Annotated in this window: 19 protein-coding genes; 7 read left to right on the top strand and 12 right to left on the bottom strand. The window is 68.4% G+C overall.

The features are described from left to right. Position 1 precedes the first annotated feature (1 nt). The 3 genes from rpe to purH all read left to right on the top strand — a co-directional run bounded on the left by rpe (position 2) and on the right by purH (position 4,086). A complete protein-coding gene (rpe, locus tag G432_RS07645; protein ID WP_015458252.1) occupies positions 2–664 on the top strand; it encodes a ribulose-phosphate 3-epimerase in 663 nt (220 codons plus the stop codon). Continuing rightward, the gene (locus G432_RS07640) at positions 661–2,406 is read left to right on the top strand and encodes a heparinase II/III family protein (RefSeq protein WP_015458251.1); all 1,746 of its coding nucleotides are present in this window, start codon (positions 661–663) and stop codon (positions 2,404–2,406) included. The genes rpe and G432_RS07640 overlap by 4 nt, the downstream gene beginning before the upstream one ends. Before the next feature lie 90 nt (positions 2,407–2,496). After that, positions 2,497–4,086, top strand: a complete 1,590-nt coding sequence (gene purH / locus G432_RS07635; protein ID WP_015458250.1) for a bifunctional phosphoribosylaminoimidazolecarboxamide formyltransferase/IMP cyclohydrolase — start codon at positions 2,497–2,499, stop codon at positions 4,084–4,086. Between the two features lie 118 nt (positions 4,087–4,204). Here the strand turns inward: purH and G432_RS07630 are convergent, their stop codons facing one another. The 3 genes from G432_RS07630 to ychF all read right to left on the bottom strand — a co-directional run bounded on the left by G432_RS07630 (position 4,205) and on the right by ychF (position 7,159). Further along, positions 4,205–4,636: an OsmC family protein gene (locus tag G432_RS07630; protein WP_015458249.1), complete on the bottom strand. Its 432-nt coding sequence runs from the start codon at positions 4,634–4,636 to the stop codon at positions 4,205–4,207. An 82-nt stretch (positions 4,637–4,718) separates the two neighbouring features. After that, a complete protein-coding gene (locus G432_RS07625; protein ID WP_015458248.1) occupies positions 4,719–5,972 on the bottom strand; it encodes an alkaline phosphatase family protein in 1,254 nt (417 codons plus the stop codon). 86 nt (positions 5,973–6,058) lie between these two features. After that, complete coding sequence (ychF, locus tag G432_RS07620) at positions 6,059–7,159, bottom strand: redox-regulated ATPase YchF (RefSeq protein WP_015458247.1); 1,101 nt, start codon at positions 7,157–7,159, stop codon at positions 6,059–6,061. Positions 7,160–7,332: 173 nt separating this feature from the next. Between ychF and G432_RS07615 the strand changes: the two genes are divergently transcribed. Next, positions 7,333–7,515 (top strand): hypothetical protein, encoded by a 183-nt coding sequence (locus tag G432_RS07615; protein ID WP_144062006.1) that lies wholly within the window; start codon positions 7,333–7,335, stop codon positions 7,513–7,515. A 36-nt stretch (positions 7,516–7,551) separates the two neighbouring features. Here the strand turns inward: G432_RS07615 and G432_RS07610 are convergent, their stop codons facing one another. The 5 genes from G432_RS07610 to G432_RS07590 form a co-directional block, all read right to left on the bottom strand. Continuing rightward, entirely contained in the window at positions 7,552–8,154 is a 603-nt protein-coding gene (locus tag G432_RS07610; protein WP_015458245.1) for a TIGR02466 family protein, read from the bottom strand. A 10-nt stretch (positions 8,155–8,164) separates the two neighbouring features. Beyond that, positions 8,165–8,737: an aminoacyl-tRNA hydrolase gene (pth, locus tag G432_RS07605; protein ID WP_015458244.1), complete on the bottom strand. Its 573-nt coding sequence runs from the start codon at positions 8,735–8,737 to the stop codon at positions 8,165–8,167. Positions 8,738–8,776: 39 nt separating this feature from the next. After that, the gene (locus G432_RS07600; RefSeq protein ID WP_015458243.1) at positions 8,777–9,217 is read right to left on the bottom strand and encodes a hypothetical protein; all 441 of its coding nucleotides are present in this window, start codon (positions 9,215–9,217) and stop codon (positions 8,777–8,779) included. Between the two features lie 134 nt (positions 9,218–9,351). Further along, the gene (locus G432_RS07595) at positions 9,352–9,972 is read right to left on the bottom strand and encodes a 50S ribosomal protein L25/general stress protein Ctc (RefSeq protein WP_015458242.1); all 621 of its coding nucleotides are present in this window, start codon (positions 9,970–9,972) and stop codon (positions 9,352–9,354) included. A 122-nt stretch (positions 9,973–10,094) separates the two neighbouring features. Continuing rightward, positions 10,095–11,003, bottom strand: coding sequence for a TraB/GumN family protein (locus G432_RS07590; RefSeq protein ID WP_015458241.1), 909 nt, complete (start codon positions 11,001–11,003; stop codon positions 10,095–10,097). A 122-nt stretch (positions 11,004–11,125) separates the two neighbouring features. Between G432_RS07590 and G432_RS07585 the strand changes: the two genes are divergently transcribed. The 3 genes from G432_RS07585 to ppdK all read left to right on the top strand — a co-directional run bounded on the left by G432_RS07585 (position 11,126) and on the right by ppdK (position 16,995). Then, positions 11,126–11,998 (top strand): glycine--tRNA ligase subunit alpha, encoded by an 873-nt coding sequence (locus G432_RS07585; protein WP_015458240.1) that lies wholly within the window; start codon positions 11,126–11,128, stop codon positions 11,996–11,998. Positions 11,999–12,116: 118 nt separating this feature from the next. After that, positions 12,117–14,240, top strand: coding sequence for a glycine--tRNA ligase subunit beta (glyS, locus tag G432_RS07580; protein WP_015458239.1), 2,124 nt, complete (start codon positions 12,117–12,119; stop codon positions 14,238–14,240). Positions 14,241–14,328: 88 nt separating this feature from the next. Then, positions 14,329–16,995: a pyruvate, phosphate dikinase gene (ppdK, locus tag G432_RS07575; RefSeq protein WP_015458238.1), complete on the top strand. Its 2,667-nt coding sequence runs from the start codon at positions 14,329–14,331 to the stop codon at positions 16,993–16,995. A gap of 48 nt (positions 16,996–17,043) precedes the next feature. On the opposite strand, the gene G432_RS07570 is transcribed toward ppdK, so the two are convergent. The 4 genes from G432_RS07570 to G432_RS07555 all read right to left on the bottom strand — a co-directional run bounded on the left by G432_RS07570 (position 17,044) and on the right by G432_RS07555 (position 20,411). Next, positions 17,044–17,535, bottom strand: coding sequence for a hypothetical protein (locus G432_RS07570; protein WP_015458237.1), 492 nt, complete (start codon positions 17,533–17,535; stop codon positions 17,044–17,046). Positions 17,536–17,592: 57 nt separating this feature from the next. Next, the gene (locus G432_RS07565; protein ID WP_015458236.1) at positions 17,593–18,360 is read right to left on the bottom strand and encodes a class I SAM-dependent methyltransferase; all 768 of its coding nucleotides are present in this window, start codon (positions 18,358–18,360) and stop codon (positions 17,593–17,595) included. A gap of 67 nt (positions 18,361–18,427) precedes the next feature. After that, positions 18,428–19,420: a type II secretion system F family protein gene (locus tag G432_RS07560; RefSeq protein WP_015458235.1), complete on the bottom strand. Its 993-nt coding sequence runs from the start codon at positions 19,418–19,420 to the stop codon at positions 18,428–18,430. 16 nt (positions 19,421–19,436) lie between these two features. Next, the gene (locus G432_RS07555; protein WP_015458234.1) at positions 19,437–20,411 is read right to left on the bottom strand and encodes a type II secretion system F family protein; all 975 of its coding nucleotides are present in this window, start codon (positions 20,409–20,411) and stop codon (positions 19,437–19,439) included. Positions 20,412–20,414: the final 3 nt, after the last annotated feature.

The raw sequence follows: 20,414 nt of genomic DNA, 5'->3' as shown, positions 1-20,414 counted from the left end.
CATGACCGCGCCTGTCCGTATCGCTCCGTCCATCCTGTCCGCCGACTTCGCGAAGCTTGGCGAGGAGGTCCGCGCCATCGACGCGGCCGGGGCGGACTGGATCCATGTCGACGTGATGGACGGGCATTTCGTGCCCAACATCACCATCGGCCCAGCGGTGGTGAAGGCGCTGCGCCCCCATTCGGCCAAGCCGTTCGACGTCCACCTGATGATCTCTCCGGTCGATGCCTATCTGGATGCCTTTGCCGAGGCGGGCGCCGATATCATCACCGTCCATCCCGAAGCCGGCCCGCACACGCACCGCACCGTCCAGCGGATCAAGGCGCTCGGCAAGAAAGCGGGCGTTTCGCTCAATCCCGCGACACCGGCCAAGATGCTCGATTATCTGCTGGAGGAGATCGATCTCGTCCTGGTGATGAGCGTCAATCCCGGCTTCGGCGGGCAGAGCTTCATTTCCAGCCAGCTCCGCAAGATCGAGGCGATCCGCAAGATGATCGACAAGCTGGGCAAGCCGATCGACCTGGAGGTGGACGGCGGCATCGACGTCGGCACCATCCGGTCGGCGCGCGATGCCGGGGCCGATGTCTTCGTGGCCGGCACCGCCACCTTCCGGGGCGGGCCATCGGCCTACGCCTCCAACATCGCGGCGCTGAAGGCGGCGTGAGCAGGGCCGGCCCGATCGATCCGCCCGCGATCGACGGGCAGGACGGGATCGAACCCGGCAAGCGGCTGATCCGCGTGGCCGGTGATCAGGGGCTTTCCTTGGCAGAACGTCTCGCAAATCGCCTGCACAAGCTGGCGTGGCGCACGCCGCTCCACGCGCTCCGCCTGCGCGGCCGCTATCCGCTGAAGCTGCTGGCCGTGCCCGCCGATCCGATCGTGGGCGATGCCCATGCGGGCCAGGCGATCCTGGAAGGCGGCATCCTCCATCGCGGCGAGGCGATCGCGCTCGCCTCGCTCGATTTCTCCAACCTCGGCGTGTCGGCCGATTTCGCCGATCACATCCACAGCTTCGCCTGGCTGCGCGATCTGGCCGCCGCCGCCCCGCGCGAACGCGGCGCGCCGGTTGCGGAGCAGTTGCTGAAGCAGTGGCTGGCCGCCTTCGGCAACCATGTCGCCGAGCCCGCCTGGCGCGCGGACCTGTGGGGGCGGCGCATCCTGTTCTGGGCGTCCTACGCGCCCTTCATCCTTTCCAGCGGCGATCTGGTCTATCGATCGGCGGTGCTGAACAGTCTGGCGCGCGGCGCCCGCCACCTCGATCGCGGGGCGGACAAGGCGCCGCAGGGGCCGGCGCGGATCGCCGCCTGGTGCGGCGTCGTCGCGGCCGGCCTCCTCATTCCCGGCGGCGAGCAGCGGCTGGCGCATGGCGAGGCGGGGCTGGGCCGCGCGCTGGCGCAGGCGCTCTATGGCGACGGCGGCCTCGCCAACCGCTCGCCGGTCGCCCAGCTCGAACTGATCGAGCTGCTTTCCCACCTGCGCAGCGTCTATCTCGCCCGCCGGCGGGACGTATCGTCGCTGGTGGAGGATGCGTTGGCGCGCGCGGTGCCGGCGCTGCTTGGCGTCGTCATGGGCGATGGCGCGCTTTCCAGCTGGCAGGGCGGCGCCCCCGTTTCCGCCGAGCGCATTTCCGCCGCGGTTGAAGCCTCCACGGTGCGCGCGCGCCCGCTCCGCCAGGCGCGGGACTGGGGCTATCAGCGGCTCGCCTGCGGCCAGGCGGTGGTGGTGATCGATGCCGCGCCGCCGCCGGTGTCGCGGCTGGCGCAGGGCGGCTGCGCCTCCACGCTGGGCTTCGAATTTTCCGATGCCGGCCAGCGGCTGATCGTCAATTGCGGCGGCGGCCGGGGCGGCCAGCGCCTGCCGGATGCGCTGGCCGAGGCGCTGCGGTCCACCGCCGCCCATTCTACGCTGGTGATGGCGGACAGCAATTCCACGGCCATCCACGCCGATGGCTCGCTGGGACGCGGGGTCGGCGAGGTGGAGCTGGACCGGCAGGAGAATGACGGCGGCAGCCGGGTGGAGGCCAGCCATGACGGCTATGTCCGCCGCTTCGGCTTCGTCCACCAGCGCCAGCTCGCGCTGGCCGCCGACGGGCGCGAATTGCGCGGCGAGGACGTGCTGCTGCCCGCCGGCCGGCGGCGGCGCGGGGCGGCGGCCCATTTCGCCGTCCGCTTCCACCTCGCGCCGGGGATAGAGGTGACGCAGACGGCCGACGGCCTCGGCGCCCTGCTGCGGGTGGGCGATGGCCGCCCGTGGCAGTTCCGCTGCCGGGGCGGCACGCTGGCGCTGGAGGAGAGCCTGTGGATCGATCCCACCGGCCAGCCCTGCCCGACGCACCAGCTGGTGATCGAAGGGCAGGCCGCCGCCGGCGGCTCCACGGTGAGCTGGCAGTTCAAGCGCGCGGGCTGATTCAGCCCCGCCGGGGCAAGACTCGGGTGGAATCGCGGCCGCCATTGCCGTAACGGGTGCGCCAAATTCCCCATCAGGATTCTTGGCCCCATGACCGACGTGAAGATCACCCGCGCCCTCCTATCCGTATCGGACAAGACCGGCCTCGCCGATCTGGGCCGCGCGCTCGCCCGCCACGGCGTGGAGCTGGTTTCGACCGGCGGCACCGCCAAGGCGCTGCGCGAGGCGGGGCTGGAGGTGCGCGACATTTCCGACCTCACCGGCTTCCCGGAGATGATGGACGGCCGCGTCAAGACGCTGCACCCCAAGGTCCATGGCGGCCTGCTGGCGGTGCGCGACGATGCCGCGCACATGGCCGCCGCCGCCGACCATGCGATCGGCATGATCGATCTGGTCGTCGTCAACCTCTACCCCTTCGCGCAGACCGTGGCGAAGGGCGCGGAGCGCGACGAGGTGATCGAGAATATCGATATCGGCGGCCCGTCCATGGTCCGTTCGGCGGCCAAGAACCATGCCTTCGTCGCGATCGTCACCGATCCGGCCGATTATGGCGCGCTGATCGCCGAGATGGACGAGAAGGCCGGCGCCACCTCCTTCGCGCTGCGCCGCCGCCTCGCCGCGACCGCCTTCGCCGCGACCGCCAATTATGACGCGACGATCGCCTCCTGGTTCGCCTTCGCCGATCTGGGCGAATCCTTCCCGCAGGCGCTGTCGGTGCCGCTGAAGAAGGGCGCGGAGCTGCGCTATGGCGAGAATCCCCACCAGTCGGCGGCGCTCTACCTCCCCACCGGCCCGTCCGCGCGGGGCATCGCCCAGGCCGAGCAGGTGCAGGGCAAGGAGCTGAGCTACAATAATTACAACGACGCCGATGCGGCGCTGGAGCTGGTGAGCGAATTCCGCGACGGCCCGCCGACCGTGGTGATCGTGAAGCATGCCAATCCCTGCGGCGTCGCATCGGCCGATACGCTGATCGAGGCCTATGAAGCCGCGCTCGCCTGCGACAGCGTGTCCGCCTTCGGCGGCATCATCGCCGTCAACCGCCCGCTGGACGGTCCGACGGCGGAGGCGATTTCCGGCATCTTCACCGAAGTGGTAGCCGCGCCCGCCGCCGATGAGGCGGCCCGCGCCGTCTTCGCCCGGAAGAAGAATCTTCGCCTGCTCATCACCGGCGAGCTGCCCGATCCCGCGCGCCCCGGCCTGACGATGAAGTCGATCGCCGGCGGCATGCTCGTCCAGTCGCGCGACAATGGCCGCGTGACGCGCGACATGCTGAAGGTGGTGACCAAGCGCCAGCCGACCGCGCAGGAGCTGGAGGATTGCCTGTTCGCCTGGACGGTGGCCAAGCATGTGAAGTCGAACGCGATCGTCTATGCCAAGGGCGGCTCCACCGCCGGCGTCGGCGCGGGCCAGATGAACCGCCTCGAATCCGCGCGCATCGCCGCGTGGAAGGCCAGGGACGCGGCCGAGAAGGCCGGCTGGGCGGAACCGCGCACCATCGGTTCGGCCGTCGCCTCCGATGCTTTCTTCCCCTTCGCCGATGGCCTGCTGGCGGCGGTGGAGGCGGGCGCCACCGCCGTGATCCAGCCGGGCGGATCGATCCGCGACGCGGAAGTGATCGCGGCGGCCGACGAGGCCGGCCTCGCCATGGTCTTCACCGGCATGCGCCACTTCCGCCACTGAGGCCGGCTCAGGTCAGGCGGAAGCGCCTGACCTGACTGCCGCATCGTCGCGAGCGCAGTCGAGGCGCGCGCGCCACCGCGATCGGTGCGCCATCCCGACTCCGCCCGGCGATCCGGGATCACCCCTCCAGCGTCGCCTCCAGGCTGATATCCGCCTTCAGAAGCTTGGAGACCGGGCAATTGGCCTTGGCGGCGGCGGCGAGCTCCTGGAACTGCGCGTCGCTGGCGCCGGGAATCTTCGCCTTGAGCGTCAGCGCGCTCGCCGTGATGGCGAAGCCCTGATCCTGCTTCTCCAGCGTCACCTTGGCGCTGGTCTCCATCTTCTCGGCCGTCAGCCCGGCCTCGCCCAGGATCAGCGACAGCGCCATGGTGAAGCAGGCGGCGTGGGCGGCGCCTATCAGTTCCTCCGGATTCGATCCCTTCTGCCCTTCGAAGCGGGAGGAGAAACCATAGGGATAGGCATCCAGCGCGCCGCTTTCGGTGCTGATCGCGCCGCGCCCGTCCTTCAATCCGCCCGACCAGGCGGCCGAACCCTGCCTTACGATCTTCATCGCTTGTCTCCTCGCATCGATCGATGGAGGCGGCATCATGCGGGCGATGCGTTACGGAGGAAAGTCCCCCCCGGAAGGGACGTCAGCGCCCGGCCACGATCCCGGCCAGCGTCGCGGGATCGCCGTCCGTCTCGCGCGGGCGGATGCCGGCGAGGCGGGCGAGAAGGGGATAGACGTCGACATTGTCGAAAACGGGCAGCGTGCCGCGCCCGCCGATGCCGGGGCCTGCGGCGATGAAGGTGGCGCGCATGTCCGGCGCGTCATTGTCATAGCCGTGATTGCCGCCCTTGGCCGGCCATGCGGGCTGGGCGGCGAAGATCAGCCAGCCCGGATCGGCCAGGCACAGATAGGCCGGCACGCGCGGATTGGCGCCGAAGTGGAAACGGGCCGGAATCTCCGATTTCCGCCAGCATTGCATATGATCGTGGGGCTTCAGCAGTTCGCCCGCCAGCCGGGCGTCGCTGCCGGCCACCGGATCGATCGCGGCATAGGGGCCATCCGCCACCAGCCGGATCGTGGCGGGATCGACGATGCGGTCGATGCGGATCACCCGGTCGTCGCTGGTCGCGGCCATGCCGTGATCGGAAACCACGACGATATTGGCCGGCTGGCCGATAGCGGCGAGATTGGCCACGAGATCGCCGATCCGCCGGTCGACCTCGGCGATTGCCCCGTCGGTCTCCGCCGCCGCCGGCCCATATGCGTGGCCGGCGGTGTCGACCGTGTCGAAATAGAGCGTCAGCAGGCGCGGCCGCTTCGCCGCCGGGCGGCGCAGCCAGTCGATCACCGCATCCACCCGCTGGCTGTTGGGGATATTCTCGTCATAGCGCCACCAGTCGTCCGGCCGGCGGCCGTGGATGGCCACTTCCGATCCCGGCCAGAACAGGGTGGCGGTGCGCACGCCCTGCGCGCCGGCCGTCACCCAGATCGGCTCGGCCTCATCCCACCAGAAGGGATCGAGCGCCTGCTTGGCGTCGCCCAGCGTGAAGGTCACGCCCGGCCGGCGCGGGTCTTCCATTTTGTTGCCGACGATGCCGTTGCGATCGGGGCGCAGCCCGGTGACGATTGCATAATGGTTGGGGAAGGTCTTGGACGGGAAGGAAGGCCGCATCGCCGCCTTCACCCCGCCCGCCGCCAGCGCGTTCAGATTCGGGGTCAGCCCGCGATCGAGATAGTCCGGCCGGAACCCGTCGATCGAAACCAGGATGGTGACGGGCGCCCGTTCCTCGATCGCGGCGGCAACCGGCGCCGGCCCGGCCGCGACATGGGCGCAGGCCGAAAGCAGGCCGAGAGCGAGGGAGGCGGCGAGGGCGGGCAGGAAACGAACGGATTTCATGGACATGGGCTGGGCTGTGACGCGTCAATGCGACGCGATGATGACGGCACCGGCAGCCGCCATCATCGCGATATGCCCGGTCGGGATCAGACGTTGAAGCGGAACAGCATGATATCGCCGTCCTGCACCACATATTCCTTGCCTTCGGAACGGAGCTTGCCGGCCTCGCGCGCGCCGGCCTCGCCCTTGTAGGCGACGTAATCGGCATAGGAGATGGTTTCGGCGCGGATGAAGCCGCGTTCGAAATCGGTGTGGATCACGCCGGCCGCCTGCGGGGCCTTGGCGCCCTTCTCCACGGTCCAGGCACGGGTTTCCTTGGGGCCGGCGGTGAAGAAGGTGATGAGGTGGAGCAGATCGTAGCCCGCGCGGATCACGCGGGCGAGGCCGGTTTCCTGGAGGCCGAGGTCGGACAGGAAATCGGCCCGGTCGGCGGGGTCGAGGCCGACGATCTCCGCCTCGATCGCGGCGGATACGATCACCGCCCTGGCGCCTTCGGCGGCCGCCTTCTCGAACACGCGGGCGGAATGCGCGTTGCCGTTGGCGGCGGACGCTTCCTCGACATTGCAGACGTAGAGCACGGGCTTGGCGGTCAGCAGCTGCGCGGTCTCGAAGATGCGCTTCTCATCCTCGTCCTTCGGCTCGGTCAGCCGCGCGGGCTTGCCGTCGCGCAGCAGGTCCAGCGCCTGGCCCAGCACCGAGGCCGCGGCCTTGGCTTCCTTGTCGCCCTGCGCGGCCTTCTTGGCGAAGGCGGGCACCCGCTTTTCCAGCGATTCGAGATCGGCGAGCATCAGCTCGGTCTCGACCGTCTCGGCATCGGCGATGGGATCGACCTTGCCTTCGACATGGGTGATGTCCCCATCCTCGAAGCAGCGCAGCACATGGACGATGGCGTCCACCTCGCGGATATTGGCGAGGAACTGGTTGCCCAGCCCTTCGCCCTTGGATGCGCCGCGCACCAGGCCGGCAATGTCGACGAAGGCGAGCTGCGTCTCCAGGATCTTGGCCGATCCGGCGATCCTGGCGATTTCCGCCATGCGCGGATCGGGCACGGCGACCTGGCCGACATTGGGCTCGATCGTGCAGAACGGATAATTGGCCGCCTGCGCCGCCGCCGTCTCGGTCAGCGCGTTGAACAGGGTGGACTTGCCGACGTTCGGGAGGCCGACGATGCCGCAGCGGAAACCCATGGAGATACCTTGTGTCTTGGAAGGGGCCGGGATCGGCCCGAGGATCGCGACAGCCGATAGGCGGTTCGCGGCGCGAAATCCAGCTTCCGTCACCGTTCGCCGCATCGCCGGAACGGGCCGGACCCTGTTTCGTTGGTCGCCTGAGGGGCGTTCCAGCCATGCAGGAGCATGAAATGGGTGAAAGCAGGAAGCCGGCCAGCGCCGAAGATGAACTGATCGAGGAACGGGTGGAAGCGGAACGCGCCGCCATCCGCCGCAGGACCGGGGCTGGCGCCGTGGACGGCGGCGAGGCCAGCCATGAAGGCGGCGCCGGCGCCCAGGGCGGAGCCACCGATTTCGGCAATCCCCGGCGCTAGCCTCGCGCGCCCGCCAGGGCCGGCGGCGATCGGCGCTCAGCGATAGTTGAAGCTGATGCTGATCCGGTCGGGCTTGCCGTCGCCGGCCAGCACCTCGTGCCGCAACCAGCTTTCCCAGAGGAAGATGGTGCCCGGCGCGGGGACGGCGCGCACGAAGGTGCGCAGATCCTCGGGCGCATCGGCCGTGCGCTGCGGGGCGGCCATCATCATCGGCAGGCGCGGGTCTTCCAGCTTCAGCGCGCCCGCGCCGGGCGGGATGGCGATATAGACGGTGCCGGAAACCACGCTGTGCGGGTGGATGTGGCCCGAATGCATGCCGCCGGGCTTCAGTAGGTTCACCCACAGGCTGTCCAGCTTCAGCTTGCGCCCGCCGAGATCGAAGGCGCAATCCAGGGCGAAGCGGGCGACGTGGCGATTGAGGATGCGCACCAGATCGGCGAAGCGCGGATCGCGTAGCGGCAGATCGGCGAGCGAGGCGTAGCTCGTATAGCCGCGATAGCCATGCTCGCGGGACCAGCGGCGCCCCGCCGCATCCTCCGCCGCCAGCGCGCGCACGGCATCCTCCAGCTCGGCGACGAGCGCGTCGTCGCCGATATTGTCCTCGTAGAAGCGGGTCGCGAACAGCGAACGGCTGGGCATCGATATTTCCTCAATCCTGCTGGCGCAGCGCGATCTCGCTCATGAAGCGGGCGTCGTCGCCATCGGCCAACCAGCGCGCCTCGCCGGCGATGGCGCCCAGCATCCCGGCCAGGTCGTCCATCTCGGCCTTGGCATAATTGCCCAGCACATGGCCCGTCACCCGATCCTTGTGGCCGGGATGGCCGATGCCGATGCGCACGCGGCGGAAGGCGTTGCCGATATGCGCCTCGGTCGATCGCAGGCCGTTATGCCCGGCGGTGCCGCCGCCGGTCTTCACCTTCACCTTGAAGGGCGCGAGATCGAGCTCGTCATGGAATACGGTGACGTCGCCGGTGTCCAGCTTGTAGAAGCGCATCGCCTCGCCCACGGCGCGGCCGCTTTCGTTCATGAAGGTGGCGGGCTTCAGCAGCAGGATCTTGTGCGATCCGATCCGCCCTTCGCGCACCCAGCCCTGGAAGCCCTTTTTTTCCGGGCCGAAGCCGTGGGTTTCGGCGATGGCGTCCGCCGCCATGAAGCCCACATTGTGGCGATGCATCGCATATTGCGCGCCGGGATTGCCCAGGCCGACCCATAATTGTGGCATCAGTGGAATTCCGCGATCGTCGGCCGCGCGGGGCGGCCGTTACTTCTTTTGCGCTGGCGCGGGGGAAGCCTTGGTGGCGCCGGGCTGGGTCGCCTCGATGATCGTCTTCATGCCGCTGCTGAAGATGTTGAGGCAGTTCACCGCCTCCACGCCGCGATTGCTGGCGCGGAAGGTGGCTTCCTCGTCGCGCAGCACCTTGGTGAGGGCATCGCCCGAAACCCGCTTGGTCACGCGGCCGGCGAAGAAGGGCACGGCCTGCACCAGGGCGGGCAGCGCTTTCTTGTTGTCCTCGGTCAGCTTGGCTTCATTCTGGCGCATCGCCGCAAGGCTGGCGGCGGTGGCGATGAAGCAGAAGGCGTCGCGATCGCCGGGCTTGGCGGCGGGCGCGGGCTTGGCCTGGGCCAATGCGGTTCCGCTCAGCAGCGTCTGGGGCAGGAGGGCGAGGCACGCGGCCCCCAAAGCAATCCTGGCACCGCGCATGCTGTTCTCCCGCTTCCTGAAAGGATCATTTTCCGGTCGGATCGCATCATCCGACGGGCAGGAAAATGTCGCAAGCCGATTTGCCGGCGCGGCTCGCCCGATGCGATCGGACGAAGGCCGCGCCGGCTCGATCGTTATTCGCCTTCGCCTTCGGCGGGCGTCTCGTTGTCGCCTTCCTGGCTCTTCAGCGCGGACGGCGCGACGATCGTCGCGACGGTGAAGTCGCGATCGGCGATCGCCGGCTTCGCGCCCTTGGGCAGCGCGACTTCGGAGATGTGGATCGAGGCGCCGACATCGAGGCCCTTGAGCGAGATCGAAATCTCGTCGGGGATCTCGGCCGCGTCGACGATCAGCTCGATCTCGTGCTGGACGATGTTGAGCACGCCGCCGCGCTTGATGCCGGGGGCGGCATCTTCATCGGTGAACGTCACCGGCACGTTGACGTGCACGGTGGTGTGCTCGCCGATGCGCAGGAAATCGACGTGGAGCGGACGGTCCGTGACCGGGTGGAACTGGATGTCCTTCGGCAGGGTGCGGATCTGCTGGCCGCCGGCGTCGATCAGCACGACGCTGTTCATGAAGTGGCCGGTATGCAGGGCCTTCACCAGCACCTTCTCTTCCAGATGGATCGAGAGCGGTTCCTGCTTGTTGCCGTAGATAACGGCGGGGACGCGGCCTTCACGACGGATGGCGCGGGAGGCTCCCTTGCCTGCCCGGTCGCGCGTCTCGGCCGACAGCGTGAGCGTGTCGCTCATATCATGTCTCCAGTTCGCTTGGGTTGAATCTGCCCGAACCGCCTCCAGGGATGACCGGAACGGGAGGCGCGCGCATAGCCGAGCAGGGGGCAAGAGTCAAAAGCGGACGGGGCGGCGGCCCTTTATTGCACGCGCTCCACCTTCAGCCCCTTCGCCTCCAGCATCCGCACCACCGAATCCGGGCCGGCGAGGTGGCCGGCGCCCACCGCGACGAAGATCGTGCCCGGCCGGTCCAGCCGCGCCTTCAGCCAATCCGCCCAAGCCGCGTTGCGGCGGACCAGCAGGGCTGCGCGCAGCTCGGGCGATACGCGCACGTCCTTGTCGAAGGTCGCCGCGATCGCCGCCTCGTCCCCGCGCGACCAGGCGGCCAGCATCGCATCGAACTCCGCCTTCTGGGCGGTGCCGTCGTCGATCATCGCGACCAGGAACTGGCGCTGCACGTCCTCCGGCAGGCCATCGAGCACGCGGAGCTGCTGCTCGGCCGTCTCCAGCCCCTCGATCGGCCGCCCGTCCGCCTTGAAGCGCGCCTCGAGCTGCTCCTCCACGCCCATGCCCCCGTCGAGGCCCAGGTCGCTCATCAGCACCGGCATCAGCATCAGCGCGCCGCTCCACGTCTCCATCCCGTCGAGGAAGGGCTGGGGCAGGCGGCTGCGCGCGATCAGCGCGGCAAGCTGCTCGCGCTTGTCGGCGGGTACGCGATCCAGCAGCGGCGGCAGGCCGGGCGTCGTCCCCAGCCGGCTGAGCAGGGCGAAGGCCTTGGCAGGATCGGTCCGGTCGATCACCGCCTCGATCACCAGCGCGTCCGACCGGTCGATCGCCGCGTCGATTGCTGCATCGCGCCATTCATAGCCGGCCGGCAGCACATGGATGGTGCCGAACAGGTAGATGGTCGTATCCTCGTCGGCGAGCTTCCACAGCGCCGGATGGTCTTCCTGCGCCACCCGCGCGGCTGCGGGCGGGCTGGCGGCGGGGCCGCAGGCGGCGAGCGTGATGGCGAGGACGGCGGAGAGCAGCCTGGAGATGAGCGTCATGGCCCGCCTTATCCGGTGTCGGCGGGCCGCCCGCAAGCCGGGGTCAAGCAGCTTGCCGCTATGCCTTCGCGCCGCTAGGGTCCGCCGCGATTTTTGCAGATGCGAAGAAATATCGGGGATCAATGCCGGAAAAACTTTCCTTTCAAGGGCTTATTCTGACGCTCCATGATTATTGGAGCAAGCAGGGCTGCGTGATTCTCCAGCCCTACGATGTCGAAATGGGCGCCGGCACCTTCCATCCCGCAACAACATTGCGCGCGCTCGGCCCCAATCCGTGGAAGGCGGCCTATGTGCAGCCCTCCCGCCGGCCCACCGACGGCCGCTATGGCGAAAACCCCAATCGACTGGGTCATTATTACCAGTATCAGGTGATCCTGAAGCCCAGCCCGCCCAACCTGCAGGAGCTGTATCTGGGATCGCTGGCGGCGATCGGCATCGATCCCCTGCTGCACGACATCCGCTTCGTCGAGGATGACTGGGAAAGCCCGACGCTCGGCGCCTGGGGGTTGGGCTGGGAAGTCTGGTGCGACGGCATGGAAGTGACGCAGTTCACCTATTTCCAGCAGGTCGGCGGGTTCGACTGCAAGCCGGTGGCGGGGGAGCTGACCTACGGGCTCGAGCGGCTGGCCATGTATATCCAGGGCGTCGACCGGGTCTATGACCTCGCCTTCAACGACGACGGCGTCACCTATGGCGACGTGTTCCTGGAGAATGAACGGCAATTCTCCGCCTATAATTTCGAGGCGGCGAACACCGAGGTGCTGTTCCGCCAGTTCACCCAGGCGGCGGACGAATGCCGCGCGCTGCTGGACCGGGAAAAGCCGCTGCCGCTGCCGGCCTATGACCAGGCGATCAAGGCCAGCCACATCTTCAACACGCTGCAGGCGCGGGGCGTGATCTCGGTCGCGGAGCGGCAGGCCTATATCGGCCGGGTGCGCGATCTGGCGAAGGGCTGCTGCGAGGCGTGGATGCGCCACAACGGGTGGGAGGCGTGAGGATGGCTTTCCACAATCGCGCCATGCCAGCGCCGGCTGGCATTTCCCTTCGCCTCCCGGAGCGCGCTGCGCACGAGGCCCCGGCCTTCGCCGCGGTGACGGAAAATGGAGTTCGGGCATGATGGATTTCCTGCTTGAGCTTCGTTCCGAGGAAATCCCCGCGCGGATGCAGGAAAAGGCCTGCGCCGATCTCGCCCGCCTGTTCGAGGGCGAGATCGCCAGGGCCGGCCTCAAGGCCGATGGGATCGAAACCTATGCCACGCCGCGCCGGCTCGCGCTGATCGCGCGCGGCCTGCCCGTGGAAACGGCGGCGGTGAGCGAGGAGCTGAAAGGCCCCCGCGCCGATGCGCCGGCGCAGGCGCTGGAAGGCTTCCTCAAGAAGACCGGCCTCACCCGCGACCAGCTGGTCGAGCGCACCGATCCCAAGGGCAATGCCGTGCTGTTCGCGGTGATCGACAAGCCCGGCCGCGCGACCGCCGAGGTTCTGGCCGAGGCGATTCCCGCGATCGTCGCCGCCTTCCCCTGGCCCAAGTCGATGCGCTGGGGCGCGGCATCGGCCAGCAGCGCATCGCTGCGCTGGGTGCGGCCGCTGCAGGGCATCGTCGCCCTGTTCGGCAACGACGTGGTGGATTGCGCGGTCGATGGCATCCGTTCGGGCGCCGCGACGCTCGGCCACCGCTTCCACCATCCGGGCGAGATCACGATCGGCAATGCCGGCGATTATGCCGCCAAGCTGCGCGCCGCCCATGTCATCCTGGACCCGAAGGAACGGCAGGCGATCATCCGCGATCGCGCCGCCGCGCTGGCGGCGGAGGCCGGCCTCGCCGTGGTGCCGGACGAAGGGCTGGTGGCGGAAAATGCCGGCCTCACCGAATGGCCGGTGCCGCTGCTCGGCCGGTTCGACGCGGCCTTCCTGGAAGTCCCGCGCGAGGTGATCCAGCTCACGCTGCGCACCAACCAGAAATATTTCGTGCTGAACGATCAGGCCGGCCGGCTCGCCGCCGCCTTCATCTGCGTCGCCAATATCGATGCGAAGGATGGCGGCGCCGCGATCACCGCCGGCAACGGCAAGGTGCTTGCCGCGCGGCTTTCCGACGCCCGCTTCTTCTGGGAACAGGACCTCAAGGTCCCGCTTGCCGAAAATGCGAAGAAGCTCGACCAGATCGTCTTCCACGAAAAGCTTGGCACCGTCGCCGACAAGGTCGATCGCGTGGCGAAGCTGGCGCGCTGGCTGGTGGAATCCGGTGTCGTCATGCCAGCCTCCGCTGGCATGACGAAAGAGGCGCTGGCCGACCTCGCCGAACAGGCCGCGCGCCTCGCCAAGGCCGATCTCGTCACCGGCATGGTCGGCGAGTTTCCCGAGCTTCAGGGCATCATGGGCGGCTATTACGCCCGCGCCGAGGGGCTGCCCGATGCGGTGGCCGATGCGATCCGCGACCATTACAAGCCGGTCGGGCAGGGCGACGAAGTGCCCACCGCGCCGGTGACGGTGGCCGTCAGCCTTGCGGACAAGCTGGACAGCCTGGAGCAGTTCTTCGCCATCGGCGAAACGCCGACCGGTTCCAAGGACCCGTTCGCGCTGCGGCGCTCCGCGCTCGGCATCATCCGCCTGCTGATGGACAACGGCCTGCGCTTCGCCATTCCGGCCGACCTGCTCGATTTCTTCGCCGACCGCCTCAAGGTCCAGCAGCGCGAGGCCGGCGTTCGGCATGACCTGATCGACGCGGTGTTCGCGCTCGGCGGGGAGGATGATCTCGTCCGCCTGCTCGCCCGGGTGAAGGCGCTGCAAGCGTTCGTTTCCACCGAGGATGGGCGCAACCTGCTGGCCGGCTACAAGCGCGCGGCCAACATCCTGAAGAAGGAGGGGGTTGAATCCCTGCCCGTCACCCCAGCGAAGGCTGGGGCCTCGGGCGAAGGCGCGGGCGTTCGGCCGCACGAGATGCCAGCCTTCGCTGGCATGACGGATGGGAAGGGGCTGTCCTACACGCCCGAAAAGGAAGAGGCTGATCTGGTCGCTGCGCTCGACGTGGCCGAGCCGAAGGCGGCGGCCGCGATCGCGGCCGAGGATTTCGAGGGCGCGATGCAGGCGCTGGCCGGCCTGCGCGGGCCGATCGACGCCTTCTTTGACAAGGTGACGGTGAACGATGCCGACCCCGCCAAACGGACGGCACGGTTGGGGCTGCTCTCACGCATCCGCGCGGCGGTGCATGAAGTGGCTGATTTCTCGAGGATCGAGGGCTGAAGCGCCTCCGCCGGGGGAGGTTGAGGAAGCGCAATCGCAATCCTCAACTTCCTCAACTTCGGCGGCGGCTCAACGAGGGTGAGAGTTGATGACGCAATACGTCTACCGTTTCGGCGGCGGTGTTTCGGATGGCGGCAAGGGGGATCGCAACCTCCTGGGCGGCAAGGGCGCGAACCTGGCGGAAATGGCCTCGATCGGCCTGCCGGTGCCCCCGGGCTTCACCATCTCGACGGAGATGTGCACGCGTTATTATGAGGAGGGCCAGTCCTTCCCCGAAAGCCTGAAGGCCGAAGTCGCGAACGGCATCGCCCATATCGAGGCCGTGACGGGCAAGAAGTTCGGCGTCGCCGCCGATCCGCTGCTGGTGTCGGTCCGCTCGGGCGCGCGGGCTTCCATGCCGGGGATGATGGACACGGTGCTCAACCTCGGCCTCAACGACGAGACGGTGGCCGGGCTGGCCGCGATTTCCGGCGACGATCGCTTCGCCTGGGACAGCTATCGCCGCTTCATCCAGATGTATTCGGACGTGGTGCTGGAGCTGGACCACGGCGCGTTCGAGGAAGCGCTGGAGATCGCCAAGGAGGACAAGGGCTACAGCCTCGATACCGAGCTTTCGGCCGCCGACTGGCAGGCGCTGGTCAAGCGCTACAAGGCGATCGTCGAGGAGCAGTGGGGCAAGCCCTTCCCGCAGGACGTGCATGAGCAGCTGTGGGGCGCGGTGGGCGCGGTGTTCGGATCGTGGCAGTCGGAACGGGCCAAGGTCTATCGTCGGCTGAACGACATCCCGGCCGACTGGGGCACCGCCGTCAACGTGCAGGCGATGGTGTTCGGCAATATGGGCGACACATCGGCCACCGGCGTCGCCTTCACCCGCGATCCTTCCAAGGGCGACCGGGCTTATTATGGCGAATTCCTGATCAACGCGCAGGGCGAGGACGTGGTGGCGGGCATCCGCACCCCGCAATATCTGACCAAGGCCGCGCGCGAGGCGGCCGGCGCCAAGCCGCTGTCGATGGAAGAGGCGATGCCGGAGGTCTACGGCCAGCTCGCCAAGGTGTTCGACCTGCTGGAAACGCATTATCGCGACATGCAGGATATCGAGTTCACCGTGGAGCGCGGACACCTCTGGATGCTCCAGACCCGCAACGGCAAGCGCACCGCCAAGGCCGCGCTGAAGATCGCGGTGGACATGGCCAATGAAGGGCTGATCAGCGAGGAGGAGGCCGTCGCCCGCGTCGATCCGGCCGCGCTCGACCAGCTTCTCCACCCCACGCTCGATCCCAACGCCCCGCGTGACGTGATCGCCAAGGGCCTGCCCGCCTCGCCGGGCGCCGCATCCGGCATCGCCGTGTTCGACAGCGACACCGCCGAGCATCGCGCCGAGCTGGGCGATGCGGTGATCCTCGTCCGTGTCGAAACCTCGCCGGAGGATATCCACGGCATGCACGCCGCCAAGGGCATCCTGACGGCGCGCGGCGGCATGACCAGCCACGCCGCCGTGGTGGCGCGCGGCATGGGCCGCCCCTGCGTGTCGGGCGTGGGCAGCCTCGCCATCGACGCCAAGGCGCGGCTGTTCCGCGTCGGCGGGCGCGAGGTGAAGGAAGGCGACGTCATCACCATCGACGGATCGACCGGCGAGGTGATGGTGGGCAAGGTCGCGACCGTCGAGCCGGAGCTGGCCGGCGATTTCGGCGTGCTGATGGGCTGGGCGGACAAGGTGCGCCGCCTCAAGGTCCGCGCCAATGCGGAAACGCCGCTGGACTGCAAGACCGCGCGCACCTTCGGCGCGGAAGGCGTGGGCCTGTGCCGCACCGAGCATATGTTCTTCGATGCCGCGCGCATCACCGCGGTGCGCCAGATGATCCTGGCCGAGGACGAGAAGGGCCGCCGCGTCGCGCTGGAGAAGCTGCTGCCCGAACAGCGCGGCGACTTCGTCCAGATCTTCGAGATCATGGCCGGCCTGCCGGTGACGATCCGCCTGCTCGATCCGCCGCTGCACGAATTCCTGCCCCATGCGGAGGAGGAGTTCAGCGAGGTGGCCGAGGCGGCCGGCGTCGGCGTCGAGGCGCTCAAGCGGCGCGCGGCGGAGCTGCATGAATTCAACCCGATGCTCGGCCATCGCGGCTGCCGCCTCGGCGTCACCTACCCCGAAATCTACGAGATGCAGGCCCGCGCCATCTTCGAGGCGGCCGTCGCCGTTGCGGAGAAGAGCGGCGCGGCGCCGATCCCGGAGGTGATGGTCCCGCTCGTCGCCACGAAGCGCGAGCTGGAGCTGATGAAGGACGTGATCGACAGCACCGCCAAGGCGGTGTTCGCCGAGAAGGGCCGGACCATCGACTATCTGGTCGGCACGATGATCGAGCTGCCGCGCGCCGCGCTCAAGGCCGGCGAGATCGCCGAGGTCGCCGAATTCTTCTCCTTCGGCACCAACGATCTGACGCAGACGACGCTGGGCGTCAGCCGCGACGACGCCGGCCGCTTCCTCACCACCTATGTCGACAAGGGCATCTATGCCCGCGATCCGTTCGTGAGCCTGGATGTCGAAGGCGTGGGCGAGCTGATCGAGCTGGCGGCGGAGCGCGGCCGCAAGACGCGCCCCGGCATCAAGCTGGGCATCTGCGGCGAGCATGGCGGCGATCCGGCCTCGATCGCCTTCTGCGAGGAAACCGGCCTCGATTACGTGTCGGCCTCGCCCTATCGCGTGCCGATCGCAAGGCTTGCCGCCGCGCAGGCGGCGCTGAAGAAGAAGGGCTGAGATGCGCCGCCCCTCTCCGTCCGATCGGCAGGCGGGGAGGGGCGGTCCTCAGGCCTGGCGATATTCCGGCGCCCGGCCCTCCGCGAGGGCGGCGGCCTGCCCGCGCCAGTTTTCGCGGGCGATGCGGCCGGGCTCATAGCCCATCCGGCCTTCGAGCGTGGCTTCGTCGCCATCGCTCATCCGTGCGATGTCCCGGAAGTGGGCATAGCCTTCCTCGTTCAGGCGGACTTCCTCGTTGCGGTCGATGCCGTGGATGCGGGTGAGGTCGTCCACGCCGCCGCGCGCGGCGGCCGCGATGGCGCCGGCCGTGCCCGCGCCGATGGCGGGCGCCGTCCGTTCCAGCTCGGCGATCCGGGCGTTGGCCGCCGCGATCCGGGCATCGCGATCGGCGATCGTCGCCTGATGATCGCTGCGCTCCTGTTCGTAGAGATGGCGCCATTTCGCGCCGCCGGATCGCGACAGCAGCCCCAGCAGCCAGCCGAGCACCAGCACCAGCGCGAGCACCGCCCATTGATTTGGCGAAAAGCTGAGCATCGTCATCGCCTCTCCTGATCGTGTGGAGGCCAACGGCTGCCGCCGTCCGACGTTCCGTCGCGATCAGTCCGTCTTGCGGAAGGCGAAGGCGGCGGTCTCATAGGGGAAGGCGGTTTCTTCTCCCGCCAGGGCCGGCGTCGAGGCGATCAGCGCGCGGACCCGGGCGGCCACCGCCTCCTGCCCGGCGGGCGGCAAGGCGGCGATGAAGCTGGTCGAAAGCGTGCGGTCCAGCACCACCTGATCGGCGGGGCCGATATGCGCGTGGCGGAAATGCGCCTCGCCGACGGCGGCGAATCCCTCGGCCGGGAAAAGGTTGCGCCACGCGCCCGATTTGTAGCGGGGGGCATCGCCCTGATGGGCATCGGTGATCGCGCTCAGCCGCGCCACCCAGTCCACGCTTTCGTCGCGCACGTTCCAGATCAGCCCCAGCATCCCGCCGGGCGCCAGCACGCGGCGTATCTCGGCCAGGGCGGCGGCATTGGCGAACCAGTGGAAGGATTGCGCACAGATCACCGCGTCGGCCGACGCGGGCGGCAGGGGAATGGCCTCGGCGGTGCCGGCGAGGCATTCGATGTCGGGATTGTCGGCGGCCAGCTTGTCCCGCATCGCCGCCACGGGCTCGACCGCGATCGTCCGCGCCCCGGTCCCGCGCAGCCATGGCAGGAATTTGCCCGTGCCCGCGCCCAGATCGACGACGACACGGCCGGGCGCGAGGCCGATTACGTCGCGGAGCCAGCCGGCGACCTCCGCGGGATAATCGGGCCGGCCGCTCCGATAGGTTTCCGCCCGCGCCGAATAGCCACGGGCGGCGGCGTCATGGATCGATGGCACGGGATGCGCTCCGCCTGGTCTGGTTCCCGGCGGCAGAGCGCACGGCCCCGCCGCCGGGTTCCCCATATCAGCGGTTGATGAGGTTGTCCGAGATCGAGCAGGCCGCCGGGCCGAGGATGACGACGAACAGCACCGGCAGGATGAAGCAGATCAGCGGCACCGTCATGATCGCGGGCAGGCGGGCGGCCTTTTCCTCGGCGCGCATCATCCGTTCGTTGCGGAATTCGGCGGAAAGCACGCGGAGCGCGGAGGCCAGCGGCGTGCCGTATTTCTCCGTCTGGATCATAGTGGTGACGACGCCGCGGATCGAATCCAGATCGACGCGCATCGCGAGATTCTCGAAGGCGGCGCGCCGTTCGGTGAGGAAGCCGAGCTCGATCGCCGTGAGCGCGAATTCGTCGCCCAGCTCGGGATAGGCCTTGCCCAGCTCCTTGGCGACGCGGTGGAAGGCGGCGTCCACGGTAAGGCCGGCCTCGGCGCAGATCACCAGCAGGTCGAGCGCGTCGGGCAGGCCCTTGCGGATCGCGGCCGTGCGCTTGGAAATCTTGTTCTGGACGTAGAGATCGGGCGCCTTGTAGCTGAGCAGCAGCGATCCCGCCGCCATCAGCGATTTCTTGAATGGGCTCCAGTCGCCCAGCCAGCCGAAGACGTAGATCGCCAGGAACACGCCGCCGCCAATCACCACCGGCAGCACCAGCCGGCCGAAGATCACCGCGATCGCCGCATCCTTGGATCGGATGCCGGCCTGCATCAGCTTGATCTGCGCCTGCTTGAGCTGCTCGTCCTGCAGCACCTTCATCGAATTGAGGAAGCTGCGCATGCGATCGGCGGTTTCGTTGGTGGCGTTCAGCTTCACCCGGCGCTTGCCGGTGGAAGCGGTGATGCCGGCCTTCAGCTGCTCCCGCCGCTCGTTCAGCGCCTTGACGCGCTTGGCCATCGGATCGCGCACCGTGGTGGCGGCATAGATGGCGACGAGCAGCGCGAAGGTGGCCACGGCGGCGAGCAGGGTCGCCACCATGTAGACATCCACCCCCATCAGCGTCGGGCCTTGCGCTTCCATGTCCCCGCTTCCCCGATCAGATTTCGAAATTGATCATCTGGCGCATGATGAAAGCGCCGATGCTCATCCAGATAAGGCCGCCGCCCCCCGCGATCATCAGCCGCTCGTCGACGAAGAATTTGCCCATATAATCGTAATTTATGTAGCAGATCAGGGCGAAGACGATGAAGGGCAGCGCGCCGATGATATAGGCCGATGCCTTGGATTCCGACGACATCGCCTTGATCTTCAGCTTCATCTGCGCCCGCTTGCGCAGCACATCCGCCAGGTTGGCGAGGGTTTCGGCAAGGTTGCCGCCCGTTTCGCGCTGGATCTGCAGCGTGATGGTGAAGAACTGGAATTCGGGCGTGCCCAGCCGGTCGGCGGTTTCCTGGAGGGCGGCATCCATCGTCCGGCCGATCTTCATCTTGTCGGAAACCGAACGGAATTCGATGCCCACCGGCCCCGGCACCTCGCTGGCGACCACGCCCAGCGTTTCGGAGATGGGCAGGCCCGAGCGCAGGCCGCGCACCAGCAGCTCGATCGCGTCGGGGAACTTGGCGTTGAAGGCGGCGACGCGCTTGTTGATCTGCATTCCCACCAGCATGTGCGGCACGCCCAGGCCCACCACCAGCCCGACGAAGATGGCGAGCAGGATCGGCGCGCCGCGCGTGAGGATCAGCAGCGCGACCACGCAGGCGATGGCGAGCGAGGTCAGCGCATATTTGCCGACGGTCCACGCCTTGCCCGTCATGTCCAGCCGCTTCTGAAGCTGGGCCGGATTGGGGATGAAGCGGCTGAAGGCCAGGTCCAGCCTGGTTTCGCGCTGGGCGATGATGCGCCGCATCTGGGCTTCGACCGCACCGGCGCCGCTCTTGTTGTGGCGATCGCGGATCTCGGCCAGCCGGCGGGTCTGCGCCTTGGCCGTCGACGGGCCGGAAAAGGCCGCGAAGAGCAGCAGCAGCACGCCGGCGATGCCGGCCGCGAAGATCAGGATCGGCGCCAGCGCCATCGG

This window comes from Sphingomonas sp. MM-1 (genome assembly GCF_000347675.2).
Taxonomy (GTDB): Bacteria; Pseudomonadota; Alphaproteobacteria; order Sphingomonadales; family Sphingomonadaceae; genus Sphingomonas_E; species Sphingomonas_E fennica.
Note: the sequence above shows the minus strand (reverse complement) of the source record. Positions and strands in the feature narration are given on the sequence as shown.

Bases quoted from the DNA above. Each gene is read 5' to 3' on its own strand.
- rpe (WP_015458252.1), top strand. From the start codon at position 2: ATGACCGCGCCTGTCCGTATCGCTCCGTCCATCCTGTCCGCCGACTTC.
- purH (WP_015458250.1), top strand. From the start codon at position 2,497: ATGACCGACGTGAAGATCACCCGCGCCCTCCTATCCGTATCGGACAAG.
- G432_RS07630 (WP_015458249.1), bottom strand. From the start codon at position 4,636: ATGAAGATCGTAAGGCAGGGTTCGGCCGCCTGGTCGGGCGGATTGAAG.
- G432_RS07625 (WP_015458248.1), bottom strand. From the start codon at position 5,972: ATGAAATCCGTTCGTTTCCTGCCCGCCCTCGCCGCCTCCCTCGCTCTC.
- ychF (WP_015458247.1), bottom strand. From the start codon at position 7,159: ATGGGTTTCCGCTGCGGCATCGTCGGCCTCCCGAACGTCGGCAAGTCC.
- G432_RS07615 (WP_144062006.1), top strand. From the start codon at position 7,333: ATGGGTGAAAGCAGGAAGCCGGCCAGCGCCGAAGATGAACTGATCGAG.
- G432_RS07610 (WP_015458245.1), bottom strand. From the start codon at position 8,154: ATGCCCAGCCGTTCGCTGTTCGCGACCCGCTTCTACGAGGACAATATC.
- pth (WP_015458244.1), bottom strand. From the start codon at position 8,737: ATGCCACAATTATGGGTCGGCCTGGGCAATCCCGGCGCGCAATATGCG.
- G432_RS07600 (WP_015458243.1), bottom strand. From the start codon at position 9,217: ATGCGCGGTGCCAGGATTGCTTTGGGGGCCGCGTGCCTCGCCCTCCTG.
- G432_RS07595 (WP_015458242.1), bottom strand. From the start codon at position 9,972: ATGAGCGACACGCTCACGCTGTCGGCCGAGACGCGCGACCGGGCAGGC.
- G432_RS07590 (WP_015458241.1), bottom strand. From the start codon at position 11,003: ATGACGCTCATCTCCAGGCTGCTCTCCGCCGTCCTCGCCATCACGCTC.
- G432_RS07585 (WP_015458240.1), top strand. From the start codon at position 11,126: ATGCCGGAAAAACTTTCCTTTCAAGGGCTTATTCTGACGCTCCATGAT.
- glyS (WP_015458239.1), top strand. From the start codon at position 12,117: ATGATGGATTTCCTGCTTGAGCTTCGTTCCGAGGAAATCCCCGCGCGG.
- ppdK (WP_015458238.1), top strand. From the start codon at position 14,329: ATGACGCAATACGTCTACCGTTTCGGCGGCGGTGTTTCGGATGGCGGC.
- G432_RS07570 (WP_015458237.1), bottom strand. From the start codon at position 17,535: ATGACGATGCTCAGCTTTTCGCCAAATCAATGGGCGGTGCTCGCGCTG.
- G432_RS07560 (WP_015458235.1), bottom strand. From the start codon at position 19,420: ATGGAAGCGCAAGGCCCGACGCTGATGGGGGTGGATGTCTACATGGTG.
- G432_RS07555 (WP_015458234.1), bottom strand. From the start codon at position 20,411: ATGGCGCTGGCGCCGATCCTGATCTTCGCGGCCGGCATCGCCGGCGTG.